The organism is Candidatus Macondimonas diazotrophica (assembly GCF_004684205.1).
Classification (GTDB): Bacteria; Pseudomonadota; Gammaproteobacteria; order UBA5335; family UBA5335; genus Macondimonas; species Macondimonas diazotrophica.
The window spans coordinates 171,818-188,177 of record NZ_SRIO01000004.1; the positions used below are offsets into that span (position 1 = coordinate 171,818).

The following is a 16,360-nucleotide window of genomic DNA, read 5'->3' on the forward strand; positions in this document are numbered from 1 at the left end:
GGCTTGGGCGGTGCGGTATGGAATGGATGGTTGGCTTCTTGCGCGAACTGAGGCTACTCCTGACCGAGCTGCCGCCAGACCGCTTCTATGTGCTTTGCGCACTCGCCTTGGCTGTAACGTTCGTATGGTGGTTTCGGTGAGGCGCCACAGGGAGAGAACGACATGAATACCTACTGCCTCGAAGTCCGCGGCGATTTCGCCTGCTTCACCCGCCCGGAGATGAAGGTCGAGCGCGTGAGTTACGACCTCATCACGCCCTCCTCGGCGCGGGCTGTGTTCGAGGCCATTTTGTGGAAGCCGGCCATTCGCTGGCGGGTCCGGCGCATCGAGTTGCTCACCCCCATCCGCTGGATCAACCTGCGCCGCAACGAGGTGGCGGGTGTGGTCTCCACGCGCAACGTGGAGACCGCCATGCGCGCCGGTAGCGGCGATCTCGGGCTCTACATAGAGGACGAGCGCCAGCAGCGCGCCGGTCTTTTTCTGCGCGACGTGGCCTACCGCCTGCACGCGGAAATGACCCTGCAGCCCAACGCGCCGCCGGGCGAGAAGCTCGTCAAATACCGCGAGATGTTCGAGCGCCGCGCCGGCAGGGGCCAGTGCGTGAACCAGCCTTACCTCGGCTGCCGGGAGTTCGCGGCCGCGTTCCGGCTGGTGTCGGACCCGGCCGCCGAACCCGCGCCCATCGCTGAGACGCGCGATCTGGGCTTCATGCTGCACGACCTCGACTTCCTCAATCCGGCCGATCCGGTGCCGCGCTTTTTCCGCGCGCAGATGACGGACGGCGTGGTGGCGGTGCCGGACTTCGATGACGCGGAGGTGTGCGCATGATTCTGCAGGCGCTCGCCGACTACTACCGGCGCAAACAGGCCGACCCTGACCCGGCCGGGCGCCTTCCGGCCTACGGCTTCGAGGAGAAGGAGATTCCCTTCATCCTCGAAATCGACGGCGAGGGCCGGCTGGTACAGATCCTCGACACTCGCAGCGGTGAGGGCAAAAAGAAAACCGCCCAGCGCTTTCTGGTGCCCAAGGCAGTCAAAAAAACCTCCGGCGTCGCGGCCAATCTGCTCTGGGACACCGCCGAGTACGTGCTCGGCATTGACACCCGCGGCAAGCCGGAGCGGGTGGCCGCGCAGCACGCCGCCTTTCGCGCCCGCATCGACGCGCTGCCGGCCGAGGCACAGGCGGATGCGGGCATTGTCGCCGTGCGGGCGTTTCTCGATGGCATCGACATCGATGCACTTGCTACCAGTCCCGTGTGGGAGGAGATCAAGGTCACTAACCCGTTGCTGAGCCTGCGCCGGCACGGCGATGTGGAACTGGTCTGCCAGCGTCCGGCGGTGACCGTGTTGGCAGGGGACGAGCCGGAGGACGAGGCCACCGTGATCTGCCTCGTCAGTGGCGAGCAGGCCGCGCCGGAGCGCCTGCACGCTGCCATCAAGGGCGTGTGGGGTGCGCAAAGCTCGGGCGCCAACATCGTTTCCTTCAACCTCGACGCCTTCAATTCCTACGGCAAGAGCCAGGGCGCCAATGCGCCAGTGGGCAAGGCCGCGGCCTTTGCCTACACCACTGCCCTCAATCACCTACTGGCCAAGGGATCGTCGCAGCGCATCCAGGTGGGCGACACCTCGACGGTATTCTGGGCCGAAGTGCCGCACGAACTCGAAACTGCCTTGCCGGACCTGTTCGGCGAGCCGCCCAAGGACGACCCGGACCGTGGCACCGACGCACTGCGCGCGCTCTACCGTGCCGTCGAGACCGGGCGTTTCGCCGTGGGCAGCGACGACACCCGCTTTTACGTGCTGGGTCTTGCACCTAACGCGGCGCGTATTGCCGTGCGCTTCTGGGACACCGCGCCGGCCATCGAACTGGCGCGGCGCATCCGGCGGCACTTCGACGACATCGCCGTGGCGCGTTCGCCGCGCGACCCGGAGCACCTGTCGCTGTTCCGTCTGCTTACCGCGACCGCCGTGCAGGGCAAGGCCGACAACATCCCGCCCAATCTCGGCGGCGAGGTGATGCGCGCCATCCTCGAAGGCCTGCCCTATCCCGCCACCCTGCTCAACGCCGCCGTACAGCGCTGCCGCGCCGAGCAGCAGGTGAGCTATCCGCGAGCCGCCGCCATCAAGGGCTGGCTCAACCGAGACCACCGGCGCCGCCATTCCGACCTGCCCCTCGACCACAGCGAGTTCAAGGAGAACCTCGACATGGATCAAACCGACGTGCCCTATCGGCTCGGCCGAATGTTCGCCGTACTGGAGCGTATTCAAGAAGAAGCAGCGAAGCCGAGGAAGCTCAACAGCACCATTCGCGATCGGTACTTCGGCGCCGCGTCCACTGCGCCGGTTGCCGTGTTCATGACGCTATTGCGTTTGAAAGTGAGCCATGCCAAGCAGCTCGCGCCGGAATACGCAGGCTACTTCGAACGCCTCTTGGGGGAGATATGCGGGACCGTCGCCGAACCGAAGGTCAGCGACTTTCCGCGCCAACTGTCCCTGCCCGATCAAGGCCGCTTCGCGCTCGGCTATTACCACCAGCGCCAGAGCTTTTTCACCAAACGCGCCGCCGAATCCACAGAAAGTGAAGCCACTCAGGGAGAACCCGCATGAGCCTTGCCCATCGTTATGACTTCGTCCTGCTGTTCGACGTGAAGGACGGCAACCCCAATGGCGACCCGGACGCCGGCAACCTGCCGCGTTTGGATGCCGAAACCGGCCATGGTCTGGTGACTGACGTGGCGCTCAAGCGCAAGGTGCGCAATTTCGTCGGGCTGGTGAACGGCGAGCAGCCGCCGTACGAGATTTACGTGAAGGAAAAGGCCATCCTCAACAACCAGCACAAGCGGGCGTATATCGGCATCGGCCGGGAAGACCTGCTCGTCGGCGACGACAAAAAGCGCAAGGGCGGCGATGCCGTGGATGACGCCCGCACCTGGATGTGCCGCAACTTCTTCGACGTGCGCACCTTCGGCGCCGTGATGTCCACCGGCATCAACTGCGGCCAGGTGCGCGGGCCGATCCAGCTCACCTTCGCGCGCTCGGTCGATCCCATCGTCGCTTCGGAACATTCCATCACGCGCATGGCCGTCGCCACCGAGGCGGAAGCCGAAAAGCAGGAAGGCGACAACCGCACCATGGGCCGCAAGCACACCGTGCCCTATGGCCTGTACCGGGCACACGGCTTCGTGTCGGCTTTTCTCGCCAAGCAGACCGGCTTTTCCGATGACGATCTCACGCTGTTCTGGCAGGCGCTGTGCCAGATGTTCGAGCACGACCGCTCCGCCGCGCGCGGCGAGATGACCACGCGCGGGCTGTACGTGTTCCAGCACGATTCGGAGCTTGGCAATGCGCCCGCGCATGCGCTGTTCGAGCGGGTGCAGGTGCAGCGCAATATGGGGGTGGAAGTACCGCGCTCGTTTGCGGATTATGCGGTGAGCGTCGCGGCGGACGACCTGCCGAATGGCGTGACCCTGATGCAGCCTTGTTGAGAGCCGATACCGGAGCGATACCGATGAGCGAACTTCACGTCATTGTCGAACAGGCCCCGGAGGGCGGCTACCTCGCCCGCGCCGTCGGCGCGGACATCTTCACCGAGGCCGACGACCTGGAGCAGTTGCGCGCCCAGGTGCGGGACGCGGTGCGCTGTCATTTAGAGCCCGGCCAATGCCCGAGCCTGATCCGCCTGCACATCTCGCGCGAGGAGGTCATCGCCGCGTGAGACTGCCGCGTGACCTCACCGGTGCGGAACTGGTCCGGCGCCTGGCCAGGCTCGGGTATGGCATCACGCGCCAGACCGGCAACCACATGCGCCCAACCAGCCAACTGCGCGGTGAACATCACGTCCCGGTGCCACGCCACGATCCGCTGCGCGTGGGAACCCTTGCGGCCGTCCTGGACGCCGTCGCTGCTCATCACGGCCTCGACCGGGATGAGCTGCTGTCGCGCCTCGTGGAGTGAGCTGTGCGCGAGGACGGCGACCCCATTCCTCTCTCCGCCCTCCAGCACTGGTGCTACTGCCCGCGCCAGTGCGGGTTGATTCATCTTGAGCAGGCGTTCGCCGACAACCTCCACACCGCGCGCGGCAACGCGGTGCATCGGCTGGTGGACACGCCCGGCTACGAGATGCAGGCTGGAGTGAAGGTGGAGCGCGCGCTGCCACTGTGGTCCGATCAGTTTGGCCTGATCGGCAAGGCCGATCTGGTCGAGTTCCACTCCAACGGACGCATTTTTCCGGTCGAGTTCAAGCACGGCCGGCGGCGCCAGAAGCGCCACGACGACGTGCAGCTCGCCGCCCAGGCGCTGTGCCTTGAAGAGATGCTCGGCCGGCCGGTCACGCACGGTGCGATCTACCACGCCTCGAGCCGCCGCCGGCGCGAGGTGGAGATCACCCCGGCGCTGCGGGCGCTGGTGGTCGAGACCGCCGGGGCAATCCGCACGATGCTGGCGAGCGGCCGCCTGCCGCCACCGGTGAACGACGCGCGCTGCCGTGAGTGCTCGCTGATCGAGATCTGCCAACCGGCGGCGCTGGCGGGGCAGAACGTGCAACGCGAACTGCGTGCCGAGCTGTTCAGCGCCACCGACGAAGGGTAGCCGCCGTGTACACCCTGCAAAACACGCTCTACGTGATGACGCCAAACGCCTACGCGCACCTGGAGAACAACACGCTGCGCATCGACGTGGAGCGCGAAAAGCGCCTGCAGGTGCCGCTGCATCACCTGGGCAGCCTGGTCTGCTTCGGCAACGTGCTGGTTTCGCCGGCACTGATGCACCGCATGGCCGACGAGGGCAAATCGGTGGTACTGCTGGACGGCAGCGGCCGCTTCAAGGCGCGGCTCGAAGGGCCGGTGTCGGGCAACATCCTGCTGCGTCAGGCACACCATCGCAGCGCGGCGGATGGTGCGTTTGCACTCGAATTTGCCCGCGCCGTCATCGCCGGCAAGCTCAGGAACAGCCGCAGCCTGCTGCTGCGCGCGGCGCGTGAGGCTGCGGATGCCGCAGAGCAGGCGCAGCTTACGCGCGCGGCGGACAACCTCGCCGCGTCGCTGCGCGCCCTGGCGCAAGCACGCGATCTCGACACCCTGCGCGGCGTGGAGGGCGAAGCTGCGCGCGGCTATTTCGCGGCGCTGAATCTGGTCGTCAAACCGCAGGCGCGCGAGCACTTCGCGCTCAACGGCCGCACCCGCCGGCCGCCGCTCGATCGCTTCAACGCGCTGCTGTCGTTCCTCTATTCCATGCTGATGAACGACTGCCGCTCGGCGCTGGAAACTGTCGGCCTTGATCCCCAACTCGGCTATCTGCACGCGGTGCGCCCCGGCCGCGCCGCGCTGGCGCTGGACCTGCAGGAGGAATTTCGCGCCGTGCTGGCTGATCGACTGGCGCTCACCCTCATCAACCGCGGCCAGCTCGGTCCCAGGGATTTTGATGAACGCGAAGGTGGCGCGGTGATGCTGCGCGACAACGGCCGCCGCGCCGTCGTCACCGCCTGGCAGGAGCGCAAGCAGGAGGAAATCACCCACCCGCTGCTTGGCATCAAGGTGTCGATCGGCATCGTCCCCTTCGTGCAGGCGCGGCTGATGGCGCGCACCGTGCGTGGCGAAATGGACGGCTATCTGCCGTACCTGCCGAAATAGGAACTCATCATGTTGGTCGTCGTCACCTACGATGTTTCTACCGAAACCGCCGCTGGCCGACGGCGCCTGCGCCGCGTGGCCAAAGTCTGCGAGAGCACGGGCCAGCGGGTGCAGAAGTCGGTGTTCGAATGTCAAGTCAACGAGATGCAGATGGAACAGCTCGAACGCGCGCTGCTCGCCGAGATCGACGAGACGGCAGACAACCTACGCTTCTACCGGATCACCGAATCGGCCCACCTGCGGGTGAAGCAGTACGGCGTGTTCCGGGCGGTGGACTTCGAGGGGCCGTTGGTGATTTGATGAGGCTGCGCGGACCCTGAGTGAGGTGAAATTCCCCGGACGGTTCGCGCAACGGCTTAATTATTGAAAAGAAAGGAAAGTCTTGTGTTGTGCGGAACTTTACCAAGAGGCAATTGCGCCCGCAGAACAAATTTCGCGCAGCACGCAGAGAATTCGCTTTGGTGGCCGATGGCTGCCAAGGTGGAGTATCTCCCGGCTAAAAAGCCGGGAGCGGATTGAAACCGTGACGAAAGACGCATTTACAGCGAGCCATCCGAGCGTATCTCCCGGCTAAAAAGCCGGGAGCGGTTTTGAAGCTGCTATTGGACTGCCTGTAGCGCTTGACCGGCGGCGGTTTCTTTTTTTCGCGAAGCTCCGGTTCATTCGCCCGGATGTTGCTGCGCCAGGAAGAGCGCCAGACGGGTCATCCTTTCCAGCGCATTGACCGATAGCGTGGCCCCGGAAATGCCGTTGATAGAGCGATCAAGGCGCTGGTTATCGTTCAGGCTGGCGCCTTCGAACTGGCGCGTGAACGCCGGATAGCGTACCTCACCGCCGCGGCTCTCCCGATAGATCAGAATGCGGACCCTTTCGATCCGGCCGTCCTGAATCAGAATACCTGTCGTGATTGGCTGCTCCTTGCCGATTTCCTCGAGAATGAACGCCACACGCCCGGTGGTCCGCCAGTAGGTAATTCGCGGTGGTGGGCGATGCCCCAGGATCGCCGTCGCGCCCTCGCCCAAAGGCCCGGTGAGCCAGAGTGTCTGCGCCGGTGGTGGGTTGCCGTCAAAGCTGTCGGCGATGAAGTCCTCGGGTGCCTGGTACACGCGGGTTGCCCCGCACAAGGCCGCGATCAGAACGACCGCGTATCCGGCGCGCACGACGCGCCGGATACGGGTCTTCCAGCGCGCCGGGGCGCTTCTGTCGTGATGCTCAGAATTGATAGCCGATGCCCAGATTGAAGCCATCGAAGCCACCGCGCCCATCGGGGCCGTTCTGCCACTGATAGTCGGCCTTCAGCACCACTTGCGGAATGGGCCAGAAGTTCACGCCGATGTCGGTCTGGTCGAAGGTGTTGTCGCCCGCTGCGCCCGCTTCGGTCTCCCATTCGCTGTAGCGCGCAAAGACGCCCCACTGCGGCGCAATGCGCCAAGAGGGCTCGACATACCAGCCATACTGCTCATCCCGGCCAACCGCTTCGGCCTCGGCGCTGTCCAGGTCCCATCGTGCGTAGAGGGCGCGCAGGCCCAGCGGACCCCGCTCCAAGGCGACATGGGTTTCCACCAGCACAGCAGGGGTTTCAGGTCCTTCACCCTGGGTGATGTCGCGTTGGTACTGCGACGAAATTCCCCAGGAAACACCCGGTACCCCGGCCCAGCGCAACCGCCCGGTCACGGCCGGATCGCTTGCATCGGCTTCGGAGACTTTCTGGCGTCCGCCGCGGATGCTGAAATCATCGCTGTTCAGCCCCGAATGCAGGGCCAGATCGTATCCCCAGCCGGTTCCGAAGTTGCCGGAGAGGGCAGCGCCGCCTTCCCACCAGGTGGTCGGGATGATCACGCGCTCGATGGGATTGCGTTCGACGCCGTAGAAGGTCGGGGGTTCGTGGGTTTCATTGAGCATCCCCACCGGGACCAGAAACAGGCCGCCCTTGGCCTGCGTGTTGTCGTTCAGGTCAAACTCGATGTACGCCTGTTCCAGCTCGATTTCGCCGTTCTGATCGTCGCCGGCAATGGCGTGTTCCAGCTCGACTTCCGAGCGAAAGCGGATGCGGTCGGTGAAGTCGTAGCCGAGGAACATCACGAAGCGATGAAAATCGATCTCGTCTTTGGTGGCGCCGGTTTCATCGTTTTCCAGATTGTTGTAGTGCAGCTCGCCGTAACCGCCCAAATGGAAGCCATCGAGCGGAGATGTGGCGTTCCCCGGCGCTTCGGCGGCATCGGCCAGCGCGTCGAGCCGGCGTTCGGTTTCCTCGAGCCGCTGGCGCAGATTGTCGATCTCTTCCTGAGGCGTCGGGGCTGCGAATGCGGTTCCCAGTCCTGCCAGGCTTAGTCCACCGAGTTGTAACGCGGTCTTGATCAGTTGCGCTGATGTGGAATTTTTCATTATGGCTATTCCATCTGTCCTGAGTAGAGGAGCGTGCGAATTTACCAAAACGCTTGGATAATGAGAAGTATTATTGCTATTTGTCGCTTTCCGTATCCTCGCCGGTCCGCCCGCGGCGGTTCGACGGTGCTTGCCGGTCAAGGCAGCGTTGGCGGTGCAGGTGACCGGCCTGAAGGATCGGCATGAAAGAGCGCCGAGCCGGGATCGAGCGGTCGAATGGATCGGCTTGGGTCGCGTCGCGGCATCCAAATCTGGCGCGGGCGCGCGCATTCCCTTAAAATTTAAGCCTTTGAGCGCTCTTGGCGATCACTCTAGCGGTTTGTACCCATGCATTACCCCGAATCCTTCGATGTCATCGTGATCGGCGGCGGCCATGCCGGCACCGAGGCGGCGCTGGCGAGCGCGCGGCAGGGGTGCCGCACGCTGCTGCTGACCCACAATCTGGAAACCCTGGGGCAGATGAGCTGCAACCCGGCGATCGGCGGCATCGGCAAGGGGCACCTGGTGCGGGAGGTCGATGCGCTGGGCGGCTTGATGGCGCAGGCGGCGGACCATGCGGGGATCCAGTTCCGCACGCTCAATGCGCGCAAGGGGCCGGCGGTTCGGGCGACCCGTACCCAGGCGGACCGGGCGCTTTATCGTGCGTTTGTGCGTCAGGCACTGGAGCGGCAGCCTAATCTGACACTGTTTCAGCAGGCCGTGGATGATCTTGTCGTCGAGCAAGGACGGATCGGTGGCGCCATCACCCAGATGGGGCTGCGTTTCCGGGCGCGAACGGTGGTCCTGACGGCGGGAACCTTCCTGGCCGGTCGGATCCACATCGGCCTTGCGCAGCACGAAGGCGGCCGTGCCGGCGACCCCCCCGCCCAGACACTGTCCGCCCGGCTGCGGGAGTTGTCTCCGCGCGTCGGCCGGCTCAAGACCGGAACGCCACCGCGCCTGGATGGCCGCACCATCGACTACGCGCGCCTGCAGCCGCAGCCGGGAGACGATCCGCGACCGGTCTTCTCGTTTCTTGGACGAGCGGAACAGCACCCGCCTCAGGTGCTCTGCCATATCACGCACACCAACGAGCGCACCCACGACATCATCCGCGCCGGGCTCGACCGCTCGCCGATGTATACCGGTGTCATCGAAGGCACCGGCCCGCGCTATTGCCCGTCGGTGGAGGACAAGATCACCCGCTTTGCCGACAAGACCGCCCATCAGGTCTTTCTGGAACCCGAAGGGCTGCATACCTCGGAGGTCTATCCGAACGGCATCTCCACCAGTCTGCCCTTCGACGTGCAGTACGCGCTGGTGCGCTCCATGGCCGGGCTGGAAAACGCGCATATCCTGCGGCCGGGCTATGCCATCGAATACGATTTCTTCGATCCGCGCGATCTGTGGCCGTCCCTGGAATCACGGTATCTGCCGGGTCTGTTCATGGCTGGGCAGATCAATGGCACCACGGGCTACGAGGAAGCCGCCGCCCAGGGTCTGATCGCTGGACTCAATGCCGCCCGGCAGGCGCGCGAGTTGCCGCCATGGACGCCGCGCCGGGATGAGGCCTATATCGGGGTGCTCATCGACGACCTCATCACCCGTGGCACGGCCGAGCCTTATCGTATGTTCACCAGTCGCGCCGAGTACCGGCTGCTGCTGCGCGAGGATAACGCCGATCTGCGACTCACGCCGATCGGGCGGGAACTGGGGCTGGTGGATGAGACGCGCTGGGCAGCGTTCGAGCGCAAGCAAACCGCAATCACCCACGAACAGGCGCGGCTCCGGCGAACCTTCCTGCGTCCAGGCGATGGCGCTGCAGCAGCGCTCGAAACGCTGCTGGGCGCGCCGCTCGAGCGCGAGCAGCGTGCGCTCGACCTGTTGCGCCGGCCCGAGGTGGATTACGGCGCGCTGGCCGCGATCATTGGTGATCCGGTTGCGGATCCGGCCGTGGCCGAGCAGATTGAAGTACAGGCCAAGTACGCCGGTTACATCGAGCGCCAGCAGCGCGATATCGAGCGCCAGCGCGTCCATGAGGAAACCCCCTTGCCGGTCGCCTTCGACTACGGGCAGGTCGCCGGCCTGTCCCATGAGGTGCGCCAGAAGCTGGACGCCGGCCGTCCGACCACGCTGGGTCAGGCGGCACGCCTGCCGGGCATCACGCCGGCGGCGATTTCCCTCCTGCTCATCCACCTGAAGCGTCGTGCCGCATGAAGTCACTGATTGTCCAGGCCATTTTGAGATCCGCCATCCTGATTACCGTTTTGGCCGCACTTGCCGGCTGTTCGGACGGCACCGACCGCGACCCGCGCCAGGGTCCGGCGATCGAGGCGGGGCAGTCGATGCTGCGCAAGGCCAACGGCGCCGAGCCGCAGACGCTCGATCCGCATCGCGCCGAGGATGTCTCGTCGTCCAACATCCTGCGCGACCTTTACGAAGGTCTGGTGCTGACCGGCGCCGAGGGGCCGCGGCCCGGCGTGGCCGAGTCCTGGGAAATCAGCGCGGACGGGCTGCGCTATGTGTTCCATCTGCGGCCGGCTGCGCGCTGGTCCAACGGCGATCCGGTGGTGGCCGAGGATTTCGTCGCCGGGCTGCGCCGCACGGTCGATCCGGCGACCGGCTCGAACTACGGCTTGATCCTGGCGCCCATCGCCCAGGCCGAGGCCATTCTGGCCGGGCAGGCCAAAGCCGAGACCCTGGGCGTACAAGCCCTGGATGACCACACGCTGGAGATCCGGCTGAAGGCACCGACGCCCTATTTTCTGAGTCTGCTCACCCATTCGACCACCTATCCCATCCATCGCGCTTCATTGGCGGAATTTGGCGATCGCTTCACCCGACCGGGCAATCTGGTGAGCAACGGGGCCTATCAGCTCACCGAGGCCGTGGTCCAATCCCATGTCATGCTGAGTCGCAATCCACACTACTGGGACGATGCCCAGACCCGCATCGACAAGGTGCGCTATTCGGCCATCGAGGAAGCCTCGAGCGAATTCAAGCGCTACCGCGCCGGGGAAGTGGACTGGGGCGGCGTGCCCACGGCGGATTTCGCCTGGGCGCGCGAGAACCTTGGCGATGAACTGCACATTCAGCCGTACCTGGGCGTGTACTACTTTGGCCTGAACCTCACGCGCCCGCCGTTCCAGGATGCGCCGGCGTTGAGACAGGCCCTGACCCTGGCGGTCGATCGCGAAATCCTGACCGAAAAGATCACCGGCGGCGGTGAGATTCCCGCTTATGGCTGGGTGCCCCCTGGCCTGCCCGGTTACCAGCAGGCCACGCCGGATTACGCTCACTGGACGCGGGAAGCCCGCTTCGCCGAGGCGCGGCGGCTGTATGCCGAAGCGGGCTATTCGGCCGAACGGCCGCTGAAAGTCGAGATCCGCTACAACACGCAGGAAGACAACCGCAAGATCGCGGTGGCCGTTGCCCAGATGTGGAAGCAGGTGCTGGGGGTGGAAGCCACGCTGTTCAACGAGGAATGGAAGGTCTTTTTGCAGAACCGCAAGCAGAAGCAGGTCACGCAGGTGTTTCGCAGCGGCTGGATCGGGGACTATGCCGATCCCTATACCTTCCTGGAGCTGCTGCACTCCCAGCATGGCATCAATGATTCGGGATACGCCAATCCGGCCTATGACGCCTTGCTCGCCCGCATCAGCGCCCTGCCTGGCGGTTCCGAGCGCAATGACCTGATGCGCCAGGCCGAGGCCATGATGCTCGCCGACGATCCGGTGATTCCACTGTTCTTCTATGTCAGCAAGACCCTGATCAAGCCTTGGGTGAAGGGCTACCGGCCCAACATCATGAACCAGCACTACACCAAGGATTTGTGGATCGAGCCGCTCGGCGGCTGAGCTCGCCGTGCGGGAGTGCCGTTCCCGAATCGGGGCATCATCGCAGAACGGATGTTTGTCGGGGCGGTTGCGATGGATGAGTCCACCGAGCCAGCCGTCGGCTGGTGGCACTTCCTCCACGGAGCGGACATTTTGGTGTGAGCGGCTCCGGTCCCAGCTTCTGGGGCAAGCCTTCGAGCAGGCGGCGCTGATCGCCGTCATGACCCAACCGGGACGGGTGCGGCCGGTTCAGGCTGTTCCTATCGCGTGTACGCGCCCGATCCCGAAACCCTGCTGGTGGACTAGCTCAATGCCGTGGTCTACGAGATCGCCACCCGCAGCATGCTGTTTGGCCGCTTCGAGGTGGTGATCGAGGGCTCGTATCTGGCCGCCACGGCCTATGGCGAGCCGCTCGACCCGACACACCATCATCCCGCCGTGGCGGTCAAGGGTGCCAGCTATACTGCGCTGCGGGGGTGGCTCGGGAATTGCGGCCTGCGCCCTGGATGTCTGAGGAGGTTCGCCATGGATCTGGGCGCGCTCGAACGACAGGGTGATTTCACTTGGCATCTGCCGTGGCGGGATGCGATGCGGGTGCCCGGCGTGAGAATTAAGGGGATGCCAGATCTTTTGGGCGGAATGGAATGGACAGCAAAGTCGCCGAGCCGTCGCGCAACGTGGTTGTCTGCCCGGAATCGTCGAAGCGGCCTATGCGCTGCCCGATGCCCACTGGGGTTATGGCTTTCCGATTGGTGGGGGTGCGGCCTTCGGTCCGGCCGAGGGCGGCGTGATCTCCGCCGGTGGAGTGGGTTGCGATATTGTCTGTGGGGTACGCCTGCTGCGCACCGGTCTCATACGTGCCGAGCTGGAGCCGGTCGTCCGCACTGCGCGGGCCGATGCGCGGTTTGCAACCATCCCGGTGGGGCTCGGCCGTGGTGGGGCGCTGCTCTGGATGCCATGCTGGCGGCGGCGCATGAGCCAGCATGAGGCGGTGCGCCGCTGGCAGGAGCGGGCCGTGGTCGACGATTTGGCCGACCGCGGCGTTCTGATTCACAGTCCGTCACTGCGCGGTATGGCCGAAGAAGCGCCCGGTTTGATCCGCAACGTCGCTCGTCTTTTGCCGCGGATCTGCATCCAGGGGTGGGAGTGTCCGGGGAGATTCCGGTGAGATCATCCGAGGCGGACGGGGGCGTCCGGCGCATTCTGCACGTCGACATGGACGCGTTCTTCGCCGCGGTCGAGGTGCTTCGCCATCCCGCGCTTGCCGGCAAGCCGCTGGTCATCGGTGGGCGCGGTGATCCGTTTGCGCGCGGGGTGGTGTCGACAGCGTCCTATGAGGCGCGCCGGTTCGGTGTCCATTCGGCGATGCCGCTGCGTATGGCGCACGAACGGTGCCCGCAGGCCGTTTTCCTGCCCGTGGACTACCGCGAGTACGCCCGCGTTTCGGCGCGGATCAAAGCGATCCTCCGGCAGTTTTCACCGCAGTTGGAGGATGTGGGTATCGATGAGGCCTACCTCGACGTGTCGCAGCTGACGGATCCGTCATCGCGCCTCGCCCGGGCGATCAAGCAGCGCATCTTGACCGAAATCGGCCTCACCTGTTCGATCGGAATCGCGCCCAACAAGCTGTTGGCCAAGATCGCTTCGGATCTGGAGAAACCCGATGGCGTGACGGTATTGACCGAGGTCGATGTCGCCACCCGGATCTGGCCATTGCCGGTGCGCAAGCTGCAGGGCGTGGGGCCCGTTACCGAACGACGCCTCGAGGCGATCGATATCCACACCATCGGCGAGCTGGCGGCCACCCCTCAAGCGCGTCTGGCGGCCCTGTTCGGCCCGGCCCACGGCCGCTTCCTGTGGCGATCTGCGCAAGGCGAGGACGATCGCACGGTCGTGACCCATCGCGAACCCAAGTCACACAGCCGGGAAGTCACGTTTCAGGCTGATGTCGGGGACCGGCAGACCTTGTTGCGGGCCTTGGCGGGCCTGTCGGAACGGGTGGCCGAAGAGCTCCGTGCAGCGGGCCGGAGCGGGAGCACGGTGGGAATCAAGCTGCGTTTTGCCGATTTCGAGACCCGTACCCGAGTCCGGACACTGGCCGTGCCCACACACGCCGGCACGGCTATCTTCGCCGGGGCCCGCGCGTGCCTGGATCGCATTGACCTGGATCGCAAGGTGCGGTTGCTGGGCGTGCGGGTGGGCGAGCTGCGTATCGATCAAACCCGGGCCCTTGAGACGGCGGCTCATGTCGCCGAGGGACAGATGCTCACGCTCGACTTCGGTCATCCAGACGATCCGGCGGTTTAAGCCTGGCGCGGACGGCGCGGAATGTCCGGGGCCGCAATCTCGCGGGCCCGGTTCGAATCGGTCATGTGCAAGGGCTGGGCTGCATCGCTGACCTCCATGCGCGTACGCGATGGGTCTCAGCCGCCCTGACTCGAGCCGGCCCGGTGAACGCTGCTCGCCCATTGCTTCGACGAAACGGACCGCGTCGCCGATCGCCAGGCGAGCGAAGTCGCCTTCCACCAGCGCATGGTGATGGAAATTAGAGATCGCGACCGTCCGGGGGGTTGAATGCGGCCATGGTCACCGTTAGGGCTGATCTCGCGATGGCGGCGGCGCTCGGCGGCGTCGAAACTATTCCGAATCGCGACTTGCAGCTCTTCATGGGTGTGATACACGAGCCCGGATCCCGGCTGACCACCACTGCATGCCCGGGCAGCGTCGCATCGATTCGGACGTGATAGATTGTGCCCTGGTGGTGATGCCGGTGCGGCGCCTCGATCATTACGCGGCAGGCCATGCGGTCGGGCGCGAGCCGTTCGAGCTTCCGGACGCGCGGGCGGACCTGCTTCTCAATGGCCAGGCTGCCGTCCAGATTGCGGTCAGTTCCAGGGGGCTTGCAAGAGCGCCCTCCAAGCGATGGATTGCGGGTGCGGGGTCGCATCGCATGATTCCGGCAGGGACCGGCTCGCTTCGGTGACTGCGCGCCGGTGATGGCCGGTCGTCAACGGCTGGCGTGGGTGCCCTGACGCAGGCCAGCGCGACGTCGTTTCGGGGCGATTGCGGCCTGGATGACGCCGAACCCGGAGGCCGCCGGTTTGTTCGGACCCTTGCGGCAAGCAATCTTCCCGTGATAAAAAGGGCGTTTAGCGCGCAAGGCTGGCAGAGAATGCCGAATGGCCGGCGCGCTCCGCATCGACCCGATTGAGGATTGGATCCCATGTCCCGAGTTTGCCAGGTTACCGGGAAGCGCCCCATCACTGGAAACAACGTTTCCCATGCCAATAACAGGACCAAGCGCCGGTTTTTGCCCAACCTGCATGAGCAGCGCTTCTGGGTCGATTCCGAGCAGCGTTTTGTGCGTCTGCGCGTCTCCACCAAGGGCATCCGCATCATCGACAAGCTGGGAATCGATGCCGTTCTGGCGGATATCCGCAAGCGTGGCGAGAAAGTGTGAGGGGATGAGTCATGCGTGACAAGATCAAATTGGTTTCGACTGCCGGTACCGGTCATTTCTATACCACCACGAAGAACAAGCGCACCAAGCCGGAAAAGATGGAGATCAAGAAGTTCGATCCCGTCGTTCGGCAGCACGTGCTCTACAAGGAAGCCAAGATCAAGTGACCACCGGCGGCTTGGTGCGCTGAGCCGCAGTCGCTGAATTCCAAAAAGCCCGCTTCGAGCGGGCTTTTCCTATTCTGGAATCGGATCGATGCCCGAATTGCCCGAAGTGGAAACCACTCGCCGCGGCATTGCCGCGCAAGTGATCGGTTGCCGTATCGTCCAGGTCTTGGTGCGCCAGAGCGCGTTGCGCTGGCCTGTGCCGGATCTCCCCCTGCACCTGGCGGAGCAGCGCATCGAGGCGATCGGCCGACGGGGCAAATACCTGCTGTTCACGTTTGCCGACGGTACGATGCTGATCCACTTGGGCATGTCGGGCAGCTTGCGTCTGGTGCCCGTCGGCACGCCTGCGATGACGCACGATCATGTGGAGTGGCAATTGGACAATGGCTGGACACTCCGTTTCAACGACCCACGCCGCTTCGGCGCGGTGCTATGGACTGATGCGCCGGTCGAGGAGCACCCGCTGATCCGCCATCTGGGTCCGGAGCCCCTGTCCGCAGCGTTCAACGCCGATTATCTTCGGGCGGTGACTCGCGATCGCAGCGCCGCCATCAAAACGGTGCTGATGGATTCCCGTGTGGTCGTGGGGGTGGGCAACATCTATGCGAACGAAGCGCTGTTTCGTGCCGGCATTCATCCCGCCCGCGCGGCGCGGCGCATCGGATGGATACGCCAGCAGCATCTGGTCGGCTCGATTCGTCACGTCCTTGCGGAGGCGATCGCGGCGGGTGGGACCACACTCCGTGATTTCGTGGGTAGCGACGGTCGCCCGGGGTATTTTGCCCAGCAACTGAGTGTTTACGGCCGCGTTCAAGCGCCATGCCGCCAGTGCGCCACGCCGATCCGGCAGTTCCGTCAGGCACAGCGTTCCAGCTACTTCTGCCCCCGTTGTCAGCGATAAGCCGTG

General features: G+C 64.9%; 18 protein-coding genes and 1 pseudogene. 17 read left to right on the top strand and 2 right to left on the bottom strand.

Translation table 11 applies throughout. From position 1 onward, the window contains the following. Positions 1-162 precede the first annotated feature (162 nt). From cas5c to cas2, 8 genes are read left to right on the top strand one after another with little or no spacing between them, the layout of a single operon-like run. A complete protein-coding gene (cas5c, locus tag E4680_RS04685; RefSeq protein WP_135281231.1) occupies positions 163-828 on the top strand; it encodes a type I-C CRISPR-associated protein Cas5c in 666 nt (221 codons plus the stop codon). Further along, positions 825-2,606, top strand: coding sequence for a type I-C CRISPR-associated protein Cas8c/Csd1 (gene cas8c, locus E4680_RS04690; RefSeq protein ID WP_135281232.1), 1,782 nt, complete (start codon positions 825-827; stop codon positions 2,604-2,606). The genes cas5c and cas8c overlap by 4 nt, the downstream gene beginning before the upstream one ends. Continuing rightward, the gene (gene cas7c, locus E4680_RS04695) at positions 2,603-3,484 is read left to right on the top strand and encodes a type I-C CRISPR-associated protein Cas7/Csd2 (RefSeq protein ID WP_135281233.1); all 882 of its coding nucleotides are present in this window, start codon (positions 2,603-2,605) and stop codon (positions 3,482-3,484) included. The genes cas8c and cas7c overlap by 4 nt, the downstream gene beginning before the upstream one ends. A 23-nt stretch (positions 3,485-3,507) precedes the next feature. Next, on the top strand, positions 3,508-3,714 hold the full coding sequence (locus tag E4680_RS04700; protein ID WP_135281234.1) for a 2-oxoisovalerate dehydrogenase: 207 nt from the start codon (positions 3,508-3,510) through the stop codon (positions 3,712-3,714). Continuing rightward, positions 3,711-3,953 (top strand): type II toxin-antitoxin system HicA family toxin, encoded by a 243-nt coding sequence (locus tag E4680_RS04705; RefSeq protein WP_135281235.1) that lies wholly within the window; start codon positions 3,711-3,713, stop codon positions 3,951-3,953. Before E4680_RS04700 ends, E4680_RS04705 begins: the two co-directional genes overlap by 4 nt. A 3-nt stretch (positions 3,954-3,956) precedes the next feature. After that, entirely contained in the window at positions 3,957-4,586 is a 630-nt protein-coding gene (gene cas4, locus E4680_RS04710) for a CRISPR-associated protein Cas4 (protein ID WP_135281236.1), read from the top strand. Between the two features lie 5 nt (positions 4,587-4,591). Next, positions 4,592-5,626 carry a type I-C CRISPR-associated endonuclease Cas1c gene (gene cas1c, locus E4680_RS04715; RefSeq protein WP_135281237.1) on the top strand — a complete coding sequence of 345 codons (1,035 nt, stop codon included), beginning with the start codon at positions 4,592-4,594 and terminating at the stop codon, positions 5,624-5,626. Positions 5,627-5,635: 9 nt separating this feature from the next. Further along, positions 5,636-5,926 (top strand): CRISPR-associated endonuclease Cas2, encoded by a 291-nt coding sequence (cas2, locus tag E4680_RS04720; protein WP_135281238.1) that lies wholly within the window; start codon positions 5,636-5,638, stop codon positions 5,924-5,926. A 359-nt stretch (positions 5,927-6,285) separates the two neighbouring features. On the opposite strand, the gene E4680_RS04725 is transcribed toward cas2, so the two are convergent. Both E4680_RS04725 and E4680_RS04730 read right to left on the bottom strand, forming a co-directional pair. Then, positions 6,286-6,873: an FMN-binding protein gene (locus E4680_RS04725; protein ID WP_167792385.1), complete on the bottom strand. Its 588-nt coding sequence runs from the start codon at positions 6,871-6,873 to the stop codon at positions 6,286-6,288. Further along, positions 6,839-8,011, bottom strand: a complete 1,173-nt coding sequence (locus E4680_RS04730; RefSeq protein ID WP_135281240.1) for a porin — start codon at positions 8,009-8,011, stop codon at positions 6,839-6,841. Before E4680_RS04730 ends, E4680_RS04725 begins: the two co-directional genes overlap by 35 nt. Before the next feature lie 327 nt (positions 8,012-8,338). On the opposite strand from E4680_RS04730, the gene mnmG reads away from it, so the two are divergent. From mnmG to mutM, 9 genes and pseudogenes are all read left to right on the top strand, one after another. Next, positions 8,339-10,207: a tRNA uridine-5-carboxymethylaminomethyl(34) synthesis enzyme MnmG gene (mnmG, locus tag E4680_RS04735; RefSeq protein ID WP_135281241.1), complete on the top strand. Its 1,869-nt coding sequence runs from the start codon at positions 8,339-8,341 to the stop codon at positions 10,205-10,207. Then, a complete protein-coding gene (locus E4680_RS04740; RefSeq protein ID WP_135281242.1) occupies positions 10,204-11,847 on the top strand; it encodes a peptide ABC transporter substrate-binding protein in 1,644 nt (547 codons plus the stop codon). The genes mnmG and E4680_RS04740 overlap by 4 nt, the downstream gene beginning before the upstream one ends. 294 nt (positions 11,848-12,141) lie before the next feature. After that, positions 12,142-12,288 (top strand): annotated as a pseudogene (locus tag E4680_RS14575) (archease); the annotation flags it as partial. A gap of 253 nt (positions 12,289-12,541) precedes the next feature. Then, entirely contained in the window at positions 12,542-12,994 is a 453-nt protein-coding gene (locus E4680_RS14535; protein ID WP_276605613.1) for an RtcB family protein, read from the top strand. Beyond that, a complete protein-coding gene (locus tag E4680_RS04760) occupies positions 12,991-14,133 on the top strand; it encodes a DNA polymerase IV (protein WP_240696117.1) in 1,143 nt (380 codons plus the stop codon). The genes E4680_RS14535 and E4680_RS04760 overlap by 4 nt, the downstream gene beginning before the upstream one ends. 433 nt (positions 14,134-14,566) lie before the next feature. Further along, positions 14,567-14,809 (top strand): hypothetical protein, encoded by a 243-nt coding sequence (locus tag E4680_RS04765; RefSeq protein ID WP_135281244.1) that lies wholly within the window; start codon positions 14,567-14,569, stop codon positions 14,807-14,809. Between the two features lie 240 nt (positions 14,810-15,049). Next, positions 15,050-15,286, top strand: a complete 237-nt coding sequence (gene rpmB / locus E4680_RS04770) for a 50S ribosomal protein L28 (RefSeq protein WP_135281245.1) — start codon at positions 15,050-15,052, stop codon at positions 15,284-15,286. An 11-nt stretch (positions 15,287-15,297) separates the two neighbouring features. Next, positions 15,298-15,453, top strand: a complete 156-nt coding sequence (gene rpmG / locus E4680_RS04775; RefSeq protein WP_135281246.1) for a 50S ribosomal protein L33 — start codon at positions 15,298-15,300, stop codon at positions 15,451-15,453. Positions 15,454-15,541: 88 nt separating this feature from the next. Further along, positions 15,542-16,354 (top strand): bifunctional DNA-formamidopyrimidine glycosylase/DNA-(apurinic or apyrimidinic site) lyase, encoded by an 813-nt coding sequence (mutM, locus tag E4680_RS04780; RefSeq protein WP_135281247.1) that lies wholly within the window; start codon positions 15,542-15,544, stop codon positions 16,352-16,354. Positions 16,355-16,360: the final 6 nt, after the last annotated feature.